The following is a 14,962-nucleotide window of genomic DNA, read 5'->3' on the forward strand; positions in this document are numbered from 1 at the left end:
CCACAGAAGAAACACCCCCTTGAAAACACCGCTGAAAACCCGCCTCCACACCCTCACCCCCCTCACCCTCGCCGCCACCACCCTCCCCCTCTCCCTCCACCCCACCACCAGCACCCCCCGCCTCCTCACCGACGCCCTCCTCCTGGCTCTCGCCCTCACCCTCGCCGCCCTCTCCTGCGTCCCCGCCCCCGTCCTGGCCGGCTTCACGCTGGGCACCGCCGCCGTCGTCACCCTCCAGCAACTCCCGTACGCCCTGGGCACCCCGCTCCCCCACAGCGGCCGGCCGACGCTCATCGCGGCGCGGGCGGCGGAGAGCTTCGCGACGGCCCCGCACTGGCCCACCCTCTGCTTATCGGCCGGTACGACCGCCCTCCTGCTGGCCCTGGCCCGCTGGAAACCGCCCCTCGCCCTCGTCCCGGCGGCGGCGATCCTCGTGGCAGGACCCCACCCCGCCCTCGCCGGCGTCCTCCTGGCAGCCGCCGTCCACATGACCGAGCCCGCCACCGTACGGGCCCTGCTGCGCGCCACCCCCGGCGACGCGGCCGTCCTCGTCCTCACAGCGGCGGCGACAATCACCCTGGACCTCGTACGCGCCCTCCTCCTGGGGCTCGCGGTCTCGCTGCTGCTGGCGCTGCGCGCGAGGGCGCACCGGACCCGTCTCACGCCGGCGGCGGCCGACGAACTCCCCGGCACCGCCACGGTCACCTACCGGTTCGACGGCCCCCTCCTGTTCGCGGCGGCGCACCGCTTCCGCAGGGACCTCGCCGAGGTGGACGGCGTCGGCGCGCTGGACCTGCGGCTGTCGGGGGTGACGGCGGTGGACGCGACCGGGGCGCTGGCCCTGAAGGACGCGGTGGGCGAGCTGCGCGGCCGGGGCATCGAGGTCCGGCTGAGCGAGGTGGGCCGCCCTCACCGGCACGCCCTGGAGTCCCTGGGCGTCCTTCCGGCACCCCCCTCCCCGGACAGGGGGGCTATCCCCAGTGCGGCCGGGGCACCCGCTCCCTAGCCTGGAGGGGCCGCGAGCGGATGAGGAGACCGGGATGACCACGGGGCATGACACCGAACTGAAGAAGGAACTCGACGCGACGCTGCACGCCCGCAGGGAGCTGGGCGAGGAGTACGACGCGGCGCTGGTCGAGTCGTTCCTGGAGAAGGTCGACCGCAGCATCGACGGCGCGGTCGAGCGCAAGGTCCGCCGCTCCTTCGCCGAACAGCAGATGGCGGTGGCCCGCGACGCGCGCGACCCGAAGGCGACGGACACCTGGGGCGAGCGGTTCGGCTTCGGCATCGTCTCCCTGGTCCTCGCGATCCCCCTCTCCGCGATCGGCGTCAGCAACGCGGGCCTGCCGGGGCTGATCTTCACCTGGGCCGGCATCGTCGGCGTCAACGGCGTCCACGCCTTCCGCTCGACCCCCGGCCTGCTGGAGCACTTCCGCGACCGGCGGGAGAAGAAGGACCGCTGGGAAGCCTAGGGATACGACGACGCCGGGCCCGTCCTTGGAGGACGGGCCCGGCGTCGTACCGGGAAGCTTGCGCGGGGACCGCCGCACCCCCTGTGACGGGGGGCGGGACGACGGCGGTCCCCGCGAGGGACGCGGGCCGGCGGAGCCGGGTCTGCGCGTCCGTGGCGTCGGTGGAGGTCCGGGAGCCGCTCCGGAGGTCCGTGACGCCGTTCGGTTTGCCGGCTTGGGAGGGGAGCCGCTCCCGCCCTCGCCGACAACCACCAATCTGCCGGACGCGTGTTAAGCGTGTGCTGCGCGGACGTGACACGCTCGTACCACTTCCGCGAACCTCACCCCTGAGCCGGGCGAACGGAAGTTTCCCGTCAGAGGGCGCGATTCACCGCACGTTCACCGGCAGTTGGCGCCCGCCGCCGTCAACTCACTTGCCGCCCTTGGCGAGGAACGCCAGCAGGTCCTGGCGGCTGACGACCCCGGTCGGCTTGCCCTCGACGAGGACGATCGCGGCGTCCGCCGTGCCGAGCACCGACATCAGGTCCCCGACCGGCTCCCCGGAGCCGACCTGCGGCAGCGGCGCCGACATGTGCTTCTCCAGCGGGTCGCCGAGCGAGGCGCGCCCGTTGAACAGGGCGTCCAGCAGCTCGCGTTCGACGACCGAGCCGACGACCTCGGCGGCCATCACGTCCGGGTGCCCGGCGCCCGGCTTGACGACCGGCATCTGCGAGACGCCGTACTCGCGCAGCACCTCGATGGCCTGGCCGACGGTCTCCTCGGGGTGCATGTGCACGAGGGACGGGATCGCGCCGTGCGCCTTGTCGCTGAGCACGTCGGCGACGCGGGCGCTGGGCCCCTCGTCCTCCAGGAAGCCGTAGTCGGCCATCCACTCGTCGTTGAAGATCTTCGACAGGTACCCGCGCCCGCTGTCCGGCAGCAGCACGACGACCACGTCGTCCGGGCCGAGCCGCTCGGCGACCCGCAGCGCGGCGACGACGGCCATCCCGCAGGAGCCGCCGACCAGCAGCCCCTCCTCCTTGGCGAGGCGGCGGGTCATCTGGAAGGAGTCCTTGTCGGAGACCGCGACGATCTCGTCGGCGACCGTGCGGTCGTAGGCGGTGGGCCAGAAGTCCTCGCCGACGCCCTCGACGAGGTAGGGCCGCCCGGAGCCGCCGGAGTACACGGACCCCTCCGGGTCGGCGCCGATGACCTGGACGCGCCCCTCGCTGGCGTCCTTCAGGTACCGGCCGGTCCCGGAGATCGTCCCGCCGGTGCCGACGCCCGCGACGAAGTGCGTGATCCGCCCCTCGGTCTGCGCCCACAGCTCGGGGCCCGTGGAGTGGTAGTGCGAGAGGGGGTTGTGGGGGTTGGAGTACTGGTCCGGCTTCCACGCCCCCGGCGTCTCACGGACCAGCCGGTCGGAGACGTTGTAGTAGGAGTCGGGGTGCTCGGGGTCGACGGCGGTCGGGCAGACGACGACCTCGGCGCCGTACGCGCGCAGCACGTTGATCTTGTCGGTGCTCACCTTGTCGGGGCACACGAAGATGCACTTGTACCCCTTCTGCTGGGCCACGATCGCGAGCCCGACCCCGGTGTTGCCGCTGGTCGGCTCGACGATGGTGCCGCCGGGCCGGAGCTCCCCGCTCTTCTCGGCCGCCTCGATCATCCGCAGGGCGATGCGGTCCTTCACGGAGCCGCCCGGGTTGAAGTACTCCACCTTGGCCAGGACGGTCGCCTGGATGCCCTTGGTCACGCTGTTGAGCCTCAGCAGCGGGGTGTTGCCGACGAGGCTGATCATCGAGTCGTGGAATTGCACCGTTGTCTCCGGTTGCTTGCCAAAAAGCGGTCGTAATGGTTCAGCCAGCCTACGGCCCGCCGGAACCGTTCACTCCCTGGTGAGATTGGGCGGCGGTGCGTACGGGGCAAGGAGTGGGTGTACGGCGACGAGGGAGGTGGCGGCGAGGTATGACCAGCATGTCGAGGGCCCGGGTGGCCCGGCGGATCGCGGCGGGCGCGGCTTACGGCGGTGGCGGGATCGGGCTGGCCGGGGCGGCGGCCGTCGGGCTGCTGCTGGCGGAGGCGCAGTGGGCGCGCCGGCATGTGGAGAGCAACGGCGAGACGCGGGTGCCGCACGCGGACGGGCTGTACGGGGCCGCGTACGCCGCCGACGGGCAGAGCGCGCTGCATCTGGTGCTGCTCGGGGACTCCACGGCCGCCGGGCAGGGGGTGCACCGGGCGAGCCAGACGCCGGGCGCGCTGCTGGCCTCGGGGCTCGCGGCGGTCGCGGAGCGTCCGGTGCGGATGCGCAATGTCGCGCTTCCCGGCGCCCGCTCCGACGACCTCGACCGGCAGGTCGCCCTGGTCCTCGGCTCGGCCGAACAGGTGCCGGACATCTGCGTGATCATCGTCGGCGCCAACGACGTCACCCACCACATGCCGGCCACCCGCTCGGTGCGCCATCTCTCGGCGGCGGTGCGGCGGCTGCGGACGGCCGGCGCCGAGGTGGTCGTGGGCACCTGTCCCGACCTCGGGACGATCGAGCCGGTCGGGCAGCCGCTGCGCTGGCTGGCGCGGCGGGCGTCGCGGCAGCTGGCGGCGGCGCAGACGATCGGGGCGGTGGAGCAGGGCGGGCGGACGGTCTCGCTGGGCGATCTGCTGGGCCCGGAGTTCGAGGCGCATCCGCGTGAGCTGTTCGGGCCCGACCAGTACCACCCGTCGGTGGAGGGGTACGCGACCGCCGCGATGGCCGTGCTGCCGACGCTGTGCGCGGCGCTGGGGCTGTGGCCGGCGCAGGAGGAGCGGCCCGACGTCTCGCGGCGGGAGGGGTTCCTGCCGGTGGCGCGGGCGGCGGCGGAGGCGGCGGCCGAGGCGGGTACGGAGGTCACGGCGGCGATGGCGGCGGGGTCGCGGGGGCCGTGGGCGCTGCTGAAGCGCAGGCGGCGGCGGGCGGCGGAGGCGGCTTCCCCCGATCTGTTCCCGTCACCCCCTGTCCGGAAAGCAAGCGCTTAGAAAGGTGTGGCCAGGGGCACACCTCCAGCATCGTGACCCAGGCCATACGGCCGGGTAACTTCCAAGCAGCGCCCACATCGTCGTAGCCCTCTGGAGCCGTGATGCCCGAAGCCGTGATCGTCTCGACCGCCCGTTCCCCCATCGGCCGTGCCGTGAAAGGTTCGCTGAAGGATCTGCGGCCGGACGACCTGACCGCGACGATCATCCAGGCGGCGCTCGCCAAGGTGCCCGAGCTGGACCCCCGGGACATCGACGACCTGATGCTGGGCTGCGGGCTGCCCGGCGGGGAGCAGGGGCACAACCTCGGCCGGATCGTCGCCGTGCAGATGGGCATGGACCACCTGCCGGGCTGCACGGTCACCCGCTACTGCTCCTCCTCCCTCCAGACCTCCCGCATGGCCCTGCACGCCATCAAGGCCGGCGAGGGCGACGTGTTCATCTCGGCCGGCGTCGAGACGGTGTCCCGGTACGTCAACGGCAGCTCGGACATCGCGACCGCCCGCAACCCCTTCTTCGCGGACGCCGAGGCCCGTACGGCGGCGGTGGCCGAGTCGGCCGGCTCGGACTGGCACGACCCGCGCGAGGACGGCCTCGTCCCCGACCCGTACATCGCGATGGGCCAGACCGCCGAGAACCTGGCCCGCGCCAAGGGCGTGACCCGCGCGGACATGGACGAGTTCGGCGTCCGCTCGCAGAACCTCGCCGAGGAAGCCATCAAGAAGGGGTTCTGGGAGCGCGAGATCACGCCGGTGACGCTGCCGGACGGGACGGTCGTGTCCAAGGACGACGGCCCGCGCGCCGGGGTCACCCTGGAGGGCGTCGCCGGGCTGAAGCCGGTGTTCCGCCCCGACGGGCTGGTCACGGCCGGCAACTGCTGCCCGCTGAACGACGGCGCCGCCGCCCTTGTCATCATGTCCGACACCAAGGCCGCCGAGCTGGGCCTGACCCCGCTCGCCCGGATCGTCTCCACCGGTGTCTCCGGCCTCTCCCCCGAGATCATGGGCCTGGGCCCGGTCGAGGCGTCGCAGCAGGCGCTGCGCCGGGCGGGGCTCACCATCGGCGACATCGACCTGGTCGAGATCAACGAGGCGTTCGCCGCGCAGGTCATCCCCTCCTACCGGGACCTCGGCATCGACATCGACAGGCTGAACGTCAACGGCGGCGCGATCGCCGTCGGCCACCCCTTCGGCATGACCGGCGCCCGCATCACCACCACCCTCATCAACTCCCTCCAGTTCCACGACAAGCAGTTCGGCCTGGAGACGATGTGCGTGGGCGGCGGCCAGGGCATGGCGATGGTCGTCGAGCGCCTGAGCTAGCCCTTTCGCACGCCCCTTGGCGAGCCCTGTGTGACCGACGGGACACCTGAGGTCACCCCACGGCCCGGAGTACGGGAACCACCCGAACTCCGGGCCGATTTGTGATCCAATCTCCCCCAGGATGTGACCTATCTCCCTAGAGTGCGGGATTCCGCAGCTCAGGGCCGTTCCACCAGGTACCCCCGGGCCCAAAGTCCTGTCCGTTTCGTGACGTTACGCACTGACAGTGGGAGAGTTCGCCCGCCAAGCTGAGGTAGGAAGTCGGGGGTCGACTTTTGAACCGGGAGTACGTCAGTGAGCGCCATGCCGATCGCCCTGCTGGTCACCACGGCCGCCACCGGCGCCGTGGGCGTCGCCGTCCTGCGCACCCTGCTGGCCCTGCGCCGCCAGGTGCGGGAGCTGAGCACCCAGCTCGCCGAGAACCACTCCGCCCTGGCCCACGGCCTGGTCCCGGCCGCCCGCGCGGCCACGGACACCGACGAGATACGCGCGGCGGTCGCCGAGGCGCTGGCGGAGGAGCGGGAGCGGGAGCTGGCCGAGGCGCGCGCCTTCTGGGCCGCCCAGGAGTCCCGTGACGTCTCCGACGCCCCCTCCCTGCTGGGCCTGCCCGACAGCGAGCTGTTCCTGCCCCGGCAGAGCGACTTCGTGGGCCTGGAGCCGGTGACGGAGTCCCCCGCCGAGTCCGACGACTTCGCCGGCGACTCCCCCGAACTCGCCGCCGCCCGCCGCCGCCACCCCTCCCACCCGGACTTCGTCCCCCTGGGCTCCCCGGCGACGGCCGACCACGAGCGCACGGTGACAACGCTGGAAGACCTGGCGGCAACCCGCACCGAACTGACAGACGTCCGCCCCGGCCCCCTAGGCACCCTCGACGTCTACGTCTTCGCCGACGGCACCACCCTGTGCATGACCCCGGGCCACCGAGAAACAGCGGAACGCCTGGCGGCAGCTTTGACGGAGGGCAACGCGCCGGTGCTGCTGGGGGGTTCGGGGATATCGGGGGCGTACACGCTGACGTTCGAGTGCGGCGAGGAGAAGGTGTACATCTTGGCGGACCGGGTGATAGCGAGCTTGTAGGGGGCTGAGCGGGGAGTTGGGGGGCTTTGCGACTGGGGGCGGGGGCCTGCTTTTTAGGGGCGCGGGGAACTGCGCACTGGGGGCGCGGGGAACGGCGCACTAGGGGCGCGGGGAACTGCGCATCTTTTAGGGGCGCGGGGAACTGCGCAAGGGGGTCAAGGGGCGCAGCCCCTTAAGGGGCGCGGGGAACGGCGCGACCAGCCACGACCCACCCGCAGCCGCCACCAAAGCTCAAACCCCCGCCCTCTTCCGCGCCTCCTCCACCATCTGCACAGCCTTCTCGACCTCCTCCGAACTCCCCAGCACCACCGCCAGATCATGCGCGGCAACACCGATCTGATCGGCGACGGCGAACATCCCGGCGTCCGGCATCACCCGCGCCTCACTCCCCGGCTCCTCGACAGCCTGCGCCCACTGGGCCAACTCCTGCGCCAGCCGCAACGCTTCAGCGGCGGCCCCCCGCTGGAGCCGACTCTGAGGCGCCGCCCTCAAACGGTCCGCGAACAAATCAACCGCGCGCAACAACGGCGTCGTATCCACCACGCGGCGAGACTACGCCACGCGGCCCCCCGAACCCGGCACACCCCGGACTGTTGCCAACAGGGAAAAGAACGACACCAGTAGCTCTCTCCGCCCGCAAGGGTTAGGCCACAGGTCAGAGGGCCCGTACCAACTCGGTAGGGGCCCTCTTGGCATTGCTGAGTGACTAACTGCGTGACTACCGCTCTGGAGGCGGCGACGTCCTGAAGATCTCGTTCATGGCGGTCGCCCCTGTCTGGATGACCGGGCGGATCTGCTTCCGGTACACAGCTTCGGTCACGGCGGTACTGGAGTGGCCGACCAGTCGGGAGATCTCTTCGAGGGGGATGCCCTTGTCCGAGAGGATCGAGACGAATGACGTCCGGGTCTCCCGAGTCGTCCAGTCCTCCGGCACAAGGGGATGGGAGTTCTCCTGAATGAAGACGCCGGACTCCGTCTCGTGCACGGGGGCGTAGGGCTCGATCTCAGGCAGCAACTCCGCCGCGCGAGCGATGACCCTGCGGAACTCCCGCCGGACGTTTTGCCCGGACAGTTGCGCGCCGACATCCGACGTGAAGACCAGACCGCTCTCCTTCCACTTGTCACCAGCCGCAACGCGTTGCCTTCCCTGACGCTCCCGCTGAACTTTCAGAGCGTCGATGGCCCGACCAGGCAGCGCCAGGGTACGGCGAGACTTCCGGGTCTTGGTGTCGCCGGAGCGACGGACGGAGCGCCAAACCGCGACGTACGGCGGGATCGGAGGATCGGCCTCAGGGTCCCCTACGAGGTCGACGTGATCCCAGCGGAGCGGGCGCATCTCCTCTGTACGTCCGCCGGTCAGGAGCGACACCACGAAGTAGGCGTAGAGCGGGGACTCTTCCGCCGCTTTCAGCACCGCTTCCGCCTGAACCAGGGTGAGGGACTTCGACGGTCTTCCTGGACGGCCGGCGGGGACGGAGCAGAGTTCCACGACGTTGCGCTTCACCTTGTCCCGTGCCATGGCGCGCTTGACCGAGCGGTTCAGGCACGAGTGGACCACTCTCAGAGAGCGGGTGCTCAGCGCCTTCGACTTGGCCGCCAGCCACTTGTCGATGTCTTCGGCGCCGAGGTCCCGGAGCTTGCTGGCACCCAGCGCGGGGATGACGTGGTTCTTGCACAGGCTCTTGTTCGTTCTGACCGTCTCGGCGTCCAAGCCGTTGAGCCCGTACTCAAGCCAGTCCGTCACCGCGTCCTTGACGGTGTAGCCGGTCGGCGCGATCGCAAGGCCGTCCTCGTAGTCCCGCAGCACCTCCTTCAGCTTCTCTTTGGCGGCGGTCTTGGTCTTGCCGCTCGCTCGTTTCACGTTCCGCTTGCCGTTCGGATGGAAGCCCAGACTGGCCGTCGCGATCCAGCGTTGGCGCTTGGCATCCCAGTGAAGGCCGCCGTCACCGCGACTCCGACGCGTCGCCATCAGGAAGCCTCTTCGAGCCGGGTGCGGATGTAGTCCTCTACCGCGCTTTCGGGGATACGGCGGGCGCGACCCTCTGTGAAGGAGACGAGTCGCTTGGTCCGAATCAGGTCGTAGACCTTGGACTTGCCGAGCTGGAGCCGCACCATGACGTCCGGCACGGTGAGCAGTACGGAGGATGAGGCCGTCATGAGTCCACGCCCCAACCGTCGTCGTCGGGTTGCGTCGTTCGGTGTTCGCGGGCGGTTTCGCGGTTGTGCTGGATGTCGCGGCGGATGGTGGCGGCGAGCCAGGATTCGCCGGGGGTGTGGCCGTGGCCGGCGTAGGTCCAGTGGGCGAGGGTGAGGGTGGTGGTTTCCTCGGTGTCGGGGTCGGGGAGGCCGAGGGCGGCGCGTTGTTGGGCGGCGCGGTAGTCGGCGCGGGTCTGGCGGAGGGCGCCGAGGGTGGTGGAGTAGCGGCGGGACTTGGTGGAGAAGTGGCCCCGGAAGCCGAGCATGTGGGCCCAGTCGCGGAGCTTGCGGTCGGGGTAGAGGGGGTGGAGGTCGAGGCAGGCGGCAATCAGGCGGGCGGGGTGGTCGGGGACGCCGAGGAGGGTCAGGGCTTCTTTGCTGCCGATGCGGCGGTCCACGGTGCCGGTCGTCTCGGCGGCTTTGGTGGCGTACTTGGCGACGTAGGAGGCCACGGCGGCTTCGGTGATCTCTTCGCCGTGGCCGAAGGCTCCGATGGGCTGGACGTCGAGTTGGGTGCCCCAGCGCAGGGTGCGGGCCGGTTGCGTGATGGCCGGCTGGTCGGGGTCGGGCTGGTGGCGGGCCGGGGGGACGTCGACCGTGATGCGGGCGGCGGCGGCCTGGATGGCGTCGGTGAGGAGGTCGAGGGTGGCCCACGGAGGCGGGGGCGAGTCGGGGCCCTGAGGTCCGTCGAAGCGGATCACGGCGTGGAAGTGGACGGCGCCGCGTTTCTGGTATTCGGCGACCTTGCCGAAGGAGACCCGTGCTTGGGTGTGTGCTTCCTTCTGGGTGAGGCCGGCGCGGCGGGCGATCTGGCGTCGGAGGTAGATCGTGAAGTAGCGCCACAGTTCGGAGGCGTGGTTGTTCCACAGCACGGCGCCCGCGTAGTCGTAGGTGCCCGGGTTGAGGGGGGTGCCGAGTTCGGGTGCGTCCTCGGGGTGGCGGGTGCCGCAGCGGCAGCGGTGTTTGCCGGGGCGGTTGTGGACGGGGCCGAAGCTCGGGGCGGTGAGGGTGGCGAAGACGCGGGGGTGGTCGCGGATGGTGTGCGGGGTGCCTTTGGCGGGGTCGCCGACGAGTCCGGCGCGGATGAGGTGGTAGGTGTCGCCGGCGTAGGTCCATGCGCAGGAGGGGCAGCGGGAGGCGCGGCGGTTGCCGCAGGAGACGCGCAGGATGCCGCCGGGTTCGGTGTCGGTGGAGTAGGAGTGCAGCACCTGTCCGGTCACGGTGTCGCGGGTCGTGGTCGAACCCTGGAGGCGGATGGGGTCGGAGCATCCGCCGGTGCTGTGGATCTGGTCCTTGATGCGGTCGAAGCCGGGGGACCCGGCCAGCCTCAGTACGTCGGTGAGGGTGGCCGGGTCCAGGCCCGCCGCAGTGGCGGTGTGGGTCAACGGGTGCCCCCGTTGCGGTGGGCGGGACCGTGGTGCGCGGCGTAGTCGTCGACGAGTGCCTTGACCTGGTCGTCGCCGGTCGCCGTCGCGGAGGTTCCGCAGCGGCAGACAGCGGTGGCGGTGGCCGGGGCGTAGGGGGTGGGCTTGCTGACGTGCAGGCCGGGGGTGTCCGGCGTCGGGGTGAGATCAGCCACGATGTTCACCGCCCCCAGCGCCGGGTTCGCGGGGTGTTGGCGTCGTTGCAGGACGGGCCGGAGAGGTCCTTGGACGGGTTGTCCTTGGGCAGGCTCATCTTCCGGTCGCCGTCGTAGGCGTTGTGGACCTTGACGATCTACCTGAAGTGCTCGTAGTCGTCGAGACCTTCCGCGTCGAAACGGCCCATGTCACGGCTCCAGCGGCGGGGGATCACGCGTTCACCTCCTGCTTGCGCACGGGGCGGGCGGTGCCGGTGCCCTTGCAGGTGGGGCAGGTGACGCGGAGCAGAACGCGGGAGCCGTCGTGGTGGGTGCCGGTCGTGATGCTGGCGGCGGCGAAGCCGTCGCAGTCACGGCAGACGCGCGTGGCCGGGGCGTGCTGGGGCATGATGAGGCTTCCCTTTCGGGTCCGATGGATCTGGAAGTGGTTGCAGGCGCCGGGGCGGCGGTCTTTGCCGAGAGAGCCGCCCCGGGGCCGTTTAGCGGTTGTTGTTCAGGTCCTTGATCAGCAGGCGCAGGACGACCGCGACCAGGGCGACCGTGACGCCGGTGATGGCGACCGCAAGCAGCAGCGAGACCAGGACCGCGCCGACGACGAGAACCACGGCGCCACCGCCGGCCGCGAGGGCGAGCGCGCTGCCGGGGGTGAGCTGGACGACCGGCCGGTTCGAGACGGGGGCGACCGGGACCGGCGCGGGGGCCGGGGGCTGGACGGGCACGGGGACGTGGACCGTCGGGGCGGGAAGCGTGGCGGGCGGGGCCATGTCCTGGGGCGGGTACTTCGGCGTGAGCACGAGGTGGGTTCCCTTCTACTTGAGGACGGAGCCGAGAACGGGGGCGAGGAAGCTTCCGGCGACGAGGTAGCCGCCGATCAGGAGGGCGGCGATCAGCCACCACGGCGGGCGGGCGATCTTGATCCCGAGCCATCCGACGACCAGCAGGGCGAACCAAAGTGGCACGTCCATGTCAATCTCCCTTTCAGACCTTGCAGCGGTGGGTACGGGCGGCGAGTTCGGCGGCGGCTCGGGTGTCGTAGGTGACGCAGTAGCCGCACCGGGGGGCGGTGCAGGCGCCGATGTGGCGCTTGCGGCCCCGGGCGTCGTTGTAGGTGGCGACCTCCACGGGTCCGATGCGGATCACGTCGTAGAAGCGGTTCGGCCGCATGTCGGTCCTCCTAGTTGGTGAAGTCGCTGGCGTGGTCGGTCAGCCATTGCTGAACCTCGGGGCGTTCGTCGTCGGTGGCCTGGTTGAGCGCGGCCTCTCCGAGGGCGAAACCGTCGACCAGGCGGTTGTCGCGGGTGAGTTCGGCGGAACGTTCCAGGGCCGCGCGGATGGACGGTCGCATCGGGATCTCCTTGTCTGTCAGGCGAGTTGGGCGGCGATCGCGCCGGCGAGGTCCTCGGGGACCCCGAGGCGGGCGCGGAGAGTGGCGGTGTCGATGTCGGTACCGGTGCGGGCGCGGTGGTCGGCGGCGACCTTGCGGGCGTGTTCGACCAGCGCCAGAGGCACCGCAGGAACGGGCGACGGGGGAAGAGCCGGGGCGGGTTCCGCTGCCGGGATCAACTCGGGCTCCGGCTCGGGAGCGGGCTCGGACTCCGAGGGCGCCGGCGCGACCGGGGGCCGGTCCACGACCACGGCCGGAGCCGGAGCCTCAGCGGGGGTCGGGGAGTGGGCGAGCAGAGTGCCGCCGAGGAAGGCCAGCGCGGGCCAGCCGGCTACGAGGATGCGCAGCCAGGCCGGAACGTCGTCGAGATCGAGGAGACCGGCGGTGGCGATGTTCGCACCGAGCGAGGCGACCAGGGCGACCAGGAACCAGAACCATGCCATCTTCGACGGGGCGGTCCGCAGCCGGCGCCACACAGCGACCAGAAGCAGGTCGACACTCACTGGATAGGCCCAGGCCTTCCAACCGCTCTGCCCGGCGGCTTCGGCGAGGTCGTGCAGGTGGGCGAAGGACAGCGCACCGGCAATCACGGCCTGCACCAGAACGGGGTCGACACGTAACGAGCGGGACACGGTCTTCACCTCCCTTCGCGGGGGATCAAGCCGAGACCGGGAGCCGATGTCTGGGCGCCCGGTCCCGGGGCGGTCAGTCGGCGTCGGGCTTCTCGCCGGTGCCCCAGCAGGTCAGGCACAGGGCGCCCTGTCGGTCATCGGTGGCGCGGCCTTTGCGGGCGCCGACGCGGACGGTTTCGGTGGTCTCGCCGGTGCCGTCGCAGTCCGGGCACTTCTCGGGCTCGGGAACGAGGGGCTTACTGCGGGCGGTCTTCCGCGCGGCCATGACGATCACCGGCCCTGTCGGGGGTAGCCGTGGCCCTTGGGCGGGTAGTCCGTGCTCCTGCTGAGGGTGCAGCCGTGGACGACGATGCTCACGAACTCCTGGTCCGGGTTGTCGCTCAGCGTGAGGTACTGGCGGGCGTCCTGGATCAGGGCTCCCGTCAACCAGAGGTCTCGGAAGACGGGAGCCTCACGGCGTTCACGGCGGCTGGAGTGCGACATGTGATCTTCCCTCTCTGCTTTCGGCATGGCTGGGGTAGGGACGTGGCGCGAAGCGGTCACGCCGGCCGTGGCGGAACGGGGTGTTACTCGGTGACCGGGCGGGGCTTGACCAGCGACGGGCCGGTCACCGGCGCGGGGGCGTGGGCGGGAACATGGGGCCGGAACGGTTCGAGGAACGGCAGGTCCGGGACCAGGTGGGCGAACTCCCGGCAGACCGCCACGACCTCATCGCGGCTGGTGTCCGGGGTGCGGATCTTCGACCAGCCACCGGAGGAGTCCGCCGCGACAGCGGTCCCGGGGCGGTTCATCGGGATCAGGCTCGCCGCCGGAACCGCGTCCGGAGCGATGTCCGCCAAGCCCATCTCGGCGGTCTGCTTGTCGTTGACACGGTGCACCACACGGCCGGTGAGCTGGGCACGAAGCATCGTCGCGCCCTTGCCCAGATCCGAGCCGAAGCGCTGCCCGCAGATCTCCAGGTGGATGCCGATAGCACGGGCCATCTGCGCCAGCCGGATCAACGCGGTCACGATCTGCTCCCGGCGTTCCTCATCCTTCTTCGAGGAGATCAGGAACAGCTCCGCCACCTCATCCACCAGCACGATCACCGGCACCGGGCGCACCTCATCAGGCAGTTCCCACAGATCGGAGACGGCGTACCGGCTCAGCAGGTCGAAGCGGTCTTCCATCTCCGCGACCAGGGCGCTCAGCAGGGAAGCGGCACTGTCGGGGTTGGTGACCAGCGCCGACAGGCGGGGCGCGAAGGCGGACTGTTCCACCCCGCGCTTGCAGTCGACACCGACCAGGGCCACCGGCAGTTGCGCCAGCCCTTTGATCAGATTGCGCTGATACATCGACTTGCCGGAGTGGTTGGCACCCAGGGTGAGCGCCATCGGAACCTTGCGGTAGTCCCGCTCGAACGCGGTCCCGTCCTCGCGCACCGCGACCGGAACGGCCATGCCGTGCGGGCGGGCCTGACGCGGCATCCGCACCCAGCGCAACACGTCGTAGCCGGTCATCCGCAGCTCCACGAAACCGGGCTTCACCTCCACCACGGTCACCGAGTGGACACCCCACGCGTGCCGCAGCCGCTCCGAGGACGCCATCACGTCGGCGGGCTCCAGGCCGGCGGGAAGCCGCAGCGTCACCCGCAGCCCGGTCGACGTCCCCCGCACCCGACGGACCCTCGGCGGAACCGGCTGAACCTCACGGCGGACCACGCTGCGGGTCATGAACGCCCGCAGACCCGACGGCTGCACCGTCAGCCCACACACATCCATCGTGGAGCGGTACGAGACCGTGAAACGCCCCCAGGCCATCGGCATCCCGACCAGCGACCAGTACACGCGCGGCGCACGGTACTTCGCGTAGCCGAGACCGCCGACCCCCGAGGCCGCAGCCCCGACCTCTAACCAGGTCGCCAGATCCGACATGATCAGGCCCCCAGCGGGGTGACCGCGACCGCGCGGAACGAGATCCCGTGCCGCTTCTGGCCGTTGAACTCGTTCTCCCAGTCACGCGCCTTCAGCCCGGTCACGGCCACCGGCATACCCGGCGCCAGACCCTGGGGGTAACCCGTCTCCGGGATCGTCACCTGGTAGAGGTTGCCCTCACCCTCATCCGAGACCAGCAGGCCCACCGTCGACAGACCCGCACCGCTCTGACTGTCCACCGCGCGCTCACCGGTCCGCTTGTTCGCCATCTTCGGCTCCGGCGCGGTCGCCACGAACACCACGGCGGTCGAAAGATCAATCTTGAACGACGGCATGAGCACATCCCTCGTTTTGCGAGGCCGCCTTGCGCGTCCTCTCTAGACACCTATAGATAAGCAC

The 14,962-nt window shown here is 70.9% G+C and carries 21 protein-coding genes; 5 read left to right on the forward strand and 16 right to left on the reverse strand.

What is annotated here, in order from left to right; genetic code table 11:
* Positions 1 to 19 precede the first annotated feature (19 nt).
* Both ACYUD3_RS27485 and ACYUD3_RS27490 read left to right on the forward strand, forming a co-directional pair.
* Complete coding sequence (locus ACYUD3_RS27485; protein ID WP_470975166.1) at positions 20 to 1,006, forward strand: STAS domain-containing protein; 987 nt, start codon at positions 20 to 22, stop codon at positions 1,004 to 1,006.
* Positions 1,007 to 1,040: 34 nt separating this feature from the next.
* Positions 1,041 to 1,472 carry a hypothetical protein gene (locus tag ACYUD3_RS27490; RefSeq protein ID WP_470975168.1) on the forward strand — a complete coding sequence of 144 codons (432 nt, stop codon included), beginning with the start codon at positions 1,041 to 1,043 and terminating at the stop codon, positions 1,470 to 1,472.
* Between the two features lie 409 nt (positions 1,473 to 1,881).
* Here ACYUD3_RS27490 and ACYUD3_RS27495 read toward each other — a convergent pair whose 3' ends face one another.
* Positions 1,882 to 3,270: a cystathionine beta-synthase gene (locus ACYUD3_RS27495; protein ID WP_470975171.1), complete on the reverse strand. Its 1,389-nt coding sequence runs from the start codon at positions 3,268 to 3,270 to the stop codon at positions 1,882 to 1,884.
* A 149-nt stretch (positions 3,271 to 3,419) separates the two neighbouring features.
* On the opposite strand from ACYUD3_RS27495, the gene ACYUD3_RS27500 reads away from it, so the two are divergent.
* The 3 genes from ACYUD3_RS27500 (at position 3,420) to ACYUD3_RS27510 (ending at position 6,859) form a co-directional block, all read left to right on the forward strand.
* Positions 3,420 to 4,463 (forward strand): SGNH/GDSL hydrolase family protein, encoded by a 1,044-nt coding sequence (locus ACYUD3_RS27500; RefSeq protein WP_470975174.1) that lies wholly within the window; start codon positions 3,420 to 3,422, stop codon positions 4,461 to 4,463.
* 101 nt (positions 4,464 to 4,564) lie between these two features.
* Positions 4,565 to 5,782, forward strand: coding sequence for an acetyl-CoA C-acetyltransferase (locus tag ACYUD3_RS27505; RefSeq protein ID WP_470975177.1), 1,218 nt, complete (start codon positions 4,565 to 4,567; stop codon positions 5,780 to 5,782).
* A gap of 294 nt (positions 5,783 to 6,076) precedes the next feature.
* Positions 6,077 to 6,859, forward strand: coding sequence for a hypothetical protein (locus ACYUD3_RS27510; protein WP_470975179.1), 783 nt, complete (start codon positions 6,077 to 6,079; stop codon positions 6,857 to 6,859).
* A gap of 231 nt (positions 6,860 to 7,090) precedes the next feature.
* On the opposite strand, the gene ACYUD3_RS27515 is transcribed toward ACYUD3_RS27510, so the two are convergent.
* From ACYUD3_RS27515 to ACYUD3_RS27585, 15 genes are all read right to left on the reverse strand, one after another.
* On the reverse strand, positions 7,091 to 7,402 hold the full coding sequence (locus tag ACYUD3_RS27515) for a hypothetical protein (RefSeq protein WP_470975182.1): 312 nt from the start codon (positions 7,400 to 7,402) through the stop codon (positions 7,091 to 7,093).
* Between the two features lie 175 nt (positions 7,403 to 7,577).
* A complete protein-coding gene (locus ACYUD3_RS27520) occupies positions 7,578 to 8,828 on the reverse strand; it encodes a site-specific integrase (RefSeq protein ID WP_470975185.1) in 1,251 nt (416 codons plus the stop codon).
* Complete coding sequence (locus tag ACYUD3_RS27525) at positions 8,828 to 9,016, reverse strand: helix-turn-helix domain-containing protein (protein WP_470975188.1); 189 nt, start codon at positions 9,014 to 9,016, stop codon at positions 8,828 to 8,830. The genes ACYUD3_RS27520 and ACYUD3_RS27525 overlap by 1 nt, the downstream gene beginning before the upstream one ends.
* Positions 9,013 to 10,440: a replication initiator protein RepSA gene (repSA, locus tag ACYUD3_RS27530; RefSeq protein ID WP_470975191.1), complete on the reverse strand. Its 1,428-nt coding sequence runs from the start codon at positions 10,438 to 10,440 to the stop codon at positions 9,013 to 9,015. Before repSA ends, ACYUD3_RS27525 begins: the two co-directional genes overlap by 4 nt.
* Positions 10,437 to 10,634 (reverse strand): hypothetical protein, encoded by a 198-nt coding sequence (locus ACYUD3_RS27535; protein ID WP_470975194.1) that lies wholly within the window; start codon positions 10,632 to 10,634, stop codon positions 10,437 to 10,439. Before ACYUD3_RS27535 ends, repSA begins: the two co-directional genes overlap by 4 nt.
* A 211-nt stretch (positions 10,635 to 10,845) precedes the next feature.
* On the reverse strand, positions 10,846 to 11,022 hold the full coding sequence (locus tag ACYUD3_RS27540) for a hypothetical protein (protein ID WP_470975196.1): 177 nt from the start codon (positions 11,020 to 11,022) through the stop codon (positions 10,846 to 10,848).
* Between the two features lie 91 nt (positions 11,023 to 11,113).
* Positions 11,114 to 11,428, reverse strand: coding sequence for a SpdD protein (locus ACYUD3_RS27545; RefSeq protein ID WP_470975200.1), 315 nt, complete (start codon positions 11,426 to 11,428; stop codon positions 11,114 to 11,116).
* A gap of 15 nt (positions 11,429 to 11,443) precedes the next feature.
* Positions 11,444 to 11,599, reverse strand: coding sequence for a hypothetical protein (locus ACYUD3_RS27550; protein ID WP_470975202.1), 156 nt, complete (start codon positions 11,597 to 11,599; stop codon positions 11,444 to 11,446).
* A gap of 13 nt (positions 11,600 to 11,612) precedes the next feature.
* Positions 11,613 to 11,798, reverse strand: a complete 186-nt coding sequence (locus ACYUD3_RS27555; protein ID WP_470975205.1) for a mobile element transfer protein — start codon at positions 11,796 to 11,798, stop codon at positions 11,613 to 11,615.
* Between the two features lie 10 nt (positions 11,799 to 11,808).
* Positions 11,809 to 11,979 (reverse strand): hypothetical protein, encoded by a 171-nt coding sequence (locus ACYUD3_RS27560; protein WP_470975208.1) that lies wholly within the window; start codon positions 11,977 to 11,979, stop codon positions 11,809 to 11,811.
* A 17-nt stretch (positions 11,980 to 11,996) separates the two neighbouring features.
* On the reverse strand, positions 11,997 to 12,650 hold the full coding sequence (locus ACYUD3_RS27565; RefSeq protein ID WP_470975210.1) for a DUF2637 domain-containing protein: 654 nt from the start codon (positions 12,648 to 12,650) through the stop codon (positions 11,997 to 11,999).
* Positions 12,651 to 12,723: 73 nt separating this feature from the next.
* Positions 12,724 to 12,915: a hypothetical protein gene (locus tag ACYUD3_RS27570; protein ID WP_470975213.1), complete on the reverse strand. Its 192-nt coding sequence runs from the start codon at positions 12,913 to 12,915 to the stop codon at positions 12,724 to 12,726.
* 5 nt (positions 12,916 to 12,920) lie between these two features.
* Entirely contained in the window at positions 12,921 to 13,133 is a 213-nt protein-coding gene (locus ACYUD3_RS27575; protein WP_470975216.1) for a hypothetical protein, read from the reverse strand.
* Positions 13,134 to 13,216: 83 nt separating this feature from the next.
* The gene (locus tag ACYUD3_RS27580; protein WP_470975219.1) at positions 13,217 to 14,563 is read right to left on the reverse strand and encodes an FtsK/SpoIIIE domain-containing protein; all 1,347 of its coding nucleotides are present in this window, start codon (positions 14,561 to 14,563) and stop codon (positions 13,217 to 13,219) included.
* Positions 14,564 to 14,565: 2 nt separating this feature from the next.
* On the reverse strand, positions 14,566 to 14,898 hold the full coding sequence (locus ACYUD3_RS27585; RefSeq protein WP_470975222.1) for an SCO3933 family regulatory protein: 333 nt from the start codon (positions 14,896 to 14,898) through the stop codon (positions 14,566 to 14,568).
* Between the last annotated feature and the right edge of the window lie 64 nt (positions 14,899 to 14,962).

Source organism: Streptomyces sp. AMJ-169, from assembly GCF_055597585.1.

Coding starts and splice junctions, on each gene's coding strand:
- ACYUD3_RS27550 (WP_470975202.1), bottom strand. CDS start 11,599: ATGGACGTGCCACTTTGGTTCGCCCTGCTGGTCGTCGGATGGCTCGGG.
- ACYUD3_RS27505 (WP_470975177.1), top strand. CDS start 4,565: ATGCCCGAAGCCGTGATCGTCTCGACCGCCCGTTCCCCCATCGGCCGT.
- ACYUD3_RS27520 (WP_470975185.1), bottom strand. CDS start 8,828: ATGGCGACGCGTCGGAGTCGCGGTGACGGCGGCCTTCACTGGGATGCC.
- ACYUD3_RS27570 (WP_470975213.1), bottom strand. CDS start 12,915: ATGGCCGCGCGGAAGACCGCCCGCAGTAAGCCCCTCGTTCCCGAGCCC.
- ACYUD3_RS27585 (WP_470975222.1), bottom strand. CDS start 14,898: ATGCCGTCGTTCAAGATTGATCTTTCGACCGCCGTGGTGTTCGTGGCG.
- ACYUD3_RS27580 (WP_470975219.1), bottom strand. CDS start 14,563: ATGTCGGATCTGGCGACCTGGTTAGAGGTCGGGGCTGCGGCCTCGGGG.
- ACYUD3_RS27490 (WP_470975168.1), top strand. CDS start 1,041: ATGACCACGGGGCATGACACCGAACTGAAGAAGGAACTCGACGCGACG.
- ACYUD3_RS27500 (WP_470975174.1), top strand. CDS start 3,420: ATGACCAGCATGTCGAGGGCCCGGGTGGCCCGGCGGATCGCGGCGGGC.
- ACYUD3_RS27525 (WP_470975188.1), bottom strand. CDS start 9,016: ATGACGGCCTCATCCTCCGTACTGCTCACCGTGCCGGACGTCATGGTG.
- ACYUD3_RS27575 (WP_470975216.1), bottom strand. CDS start 13,133: ATGTCGCACTCCAGCCGCCGTGAACGCCGTGAGGCTCCCGTCTTCCGA.
- ACYUD3_RS27540 (WP_470975196.1), bottom strand. CDS start 11,022: ATGCCCCAGCACGCCCCGGCCACGCGCGTCTGCCGTGACTGCGACGGC.
- ACYUD3_RS27555 (WP_470975205.1), bottom strand. CDS start 11,798: ATGCGGCCGAACCGCTTCTACGACGTGATCCGCATCGGACCCGTGGAG.
- ACYUD3_RS27560 (WP_470975208.1), bottom strand. CDS start 11,979: ATGCGACCGTCCATCCGCGCGGCCCTGGAACGTTCCGCCGAACTCACC.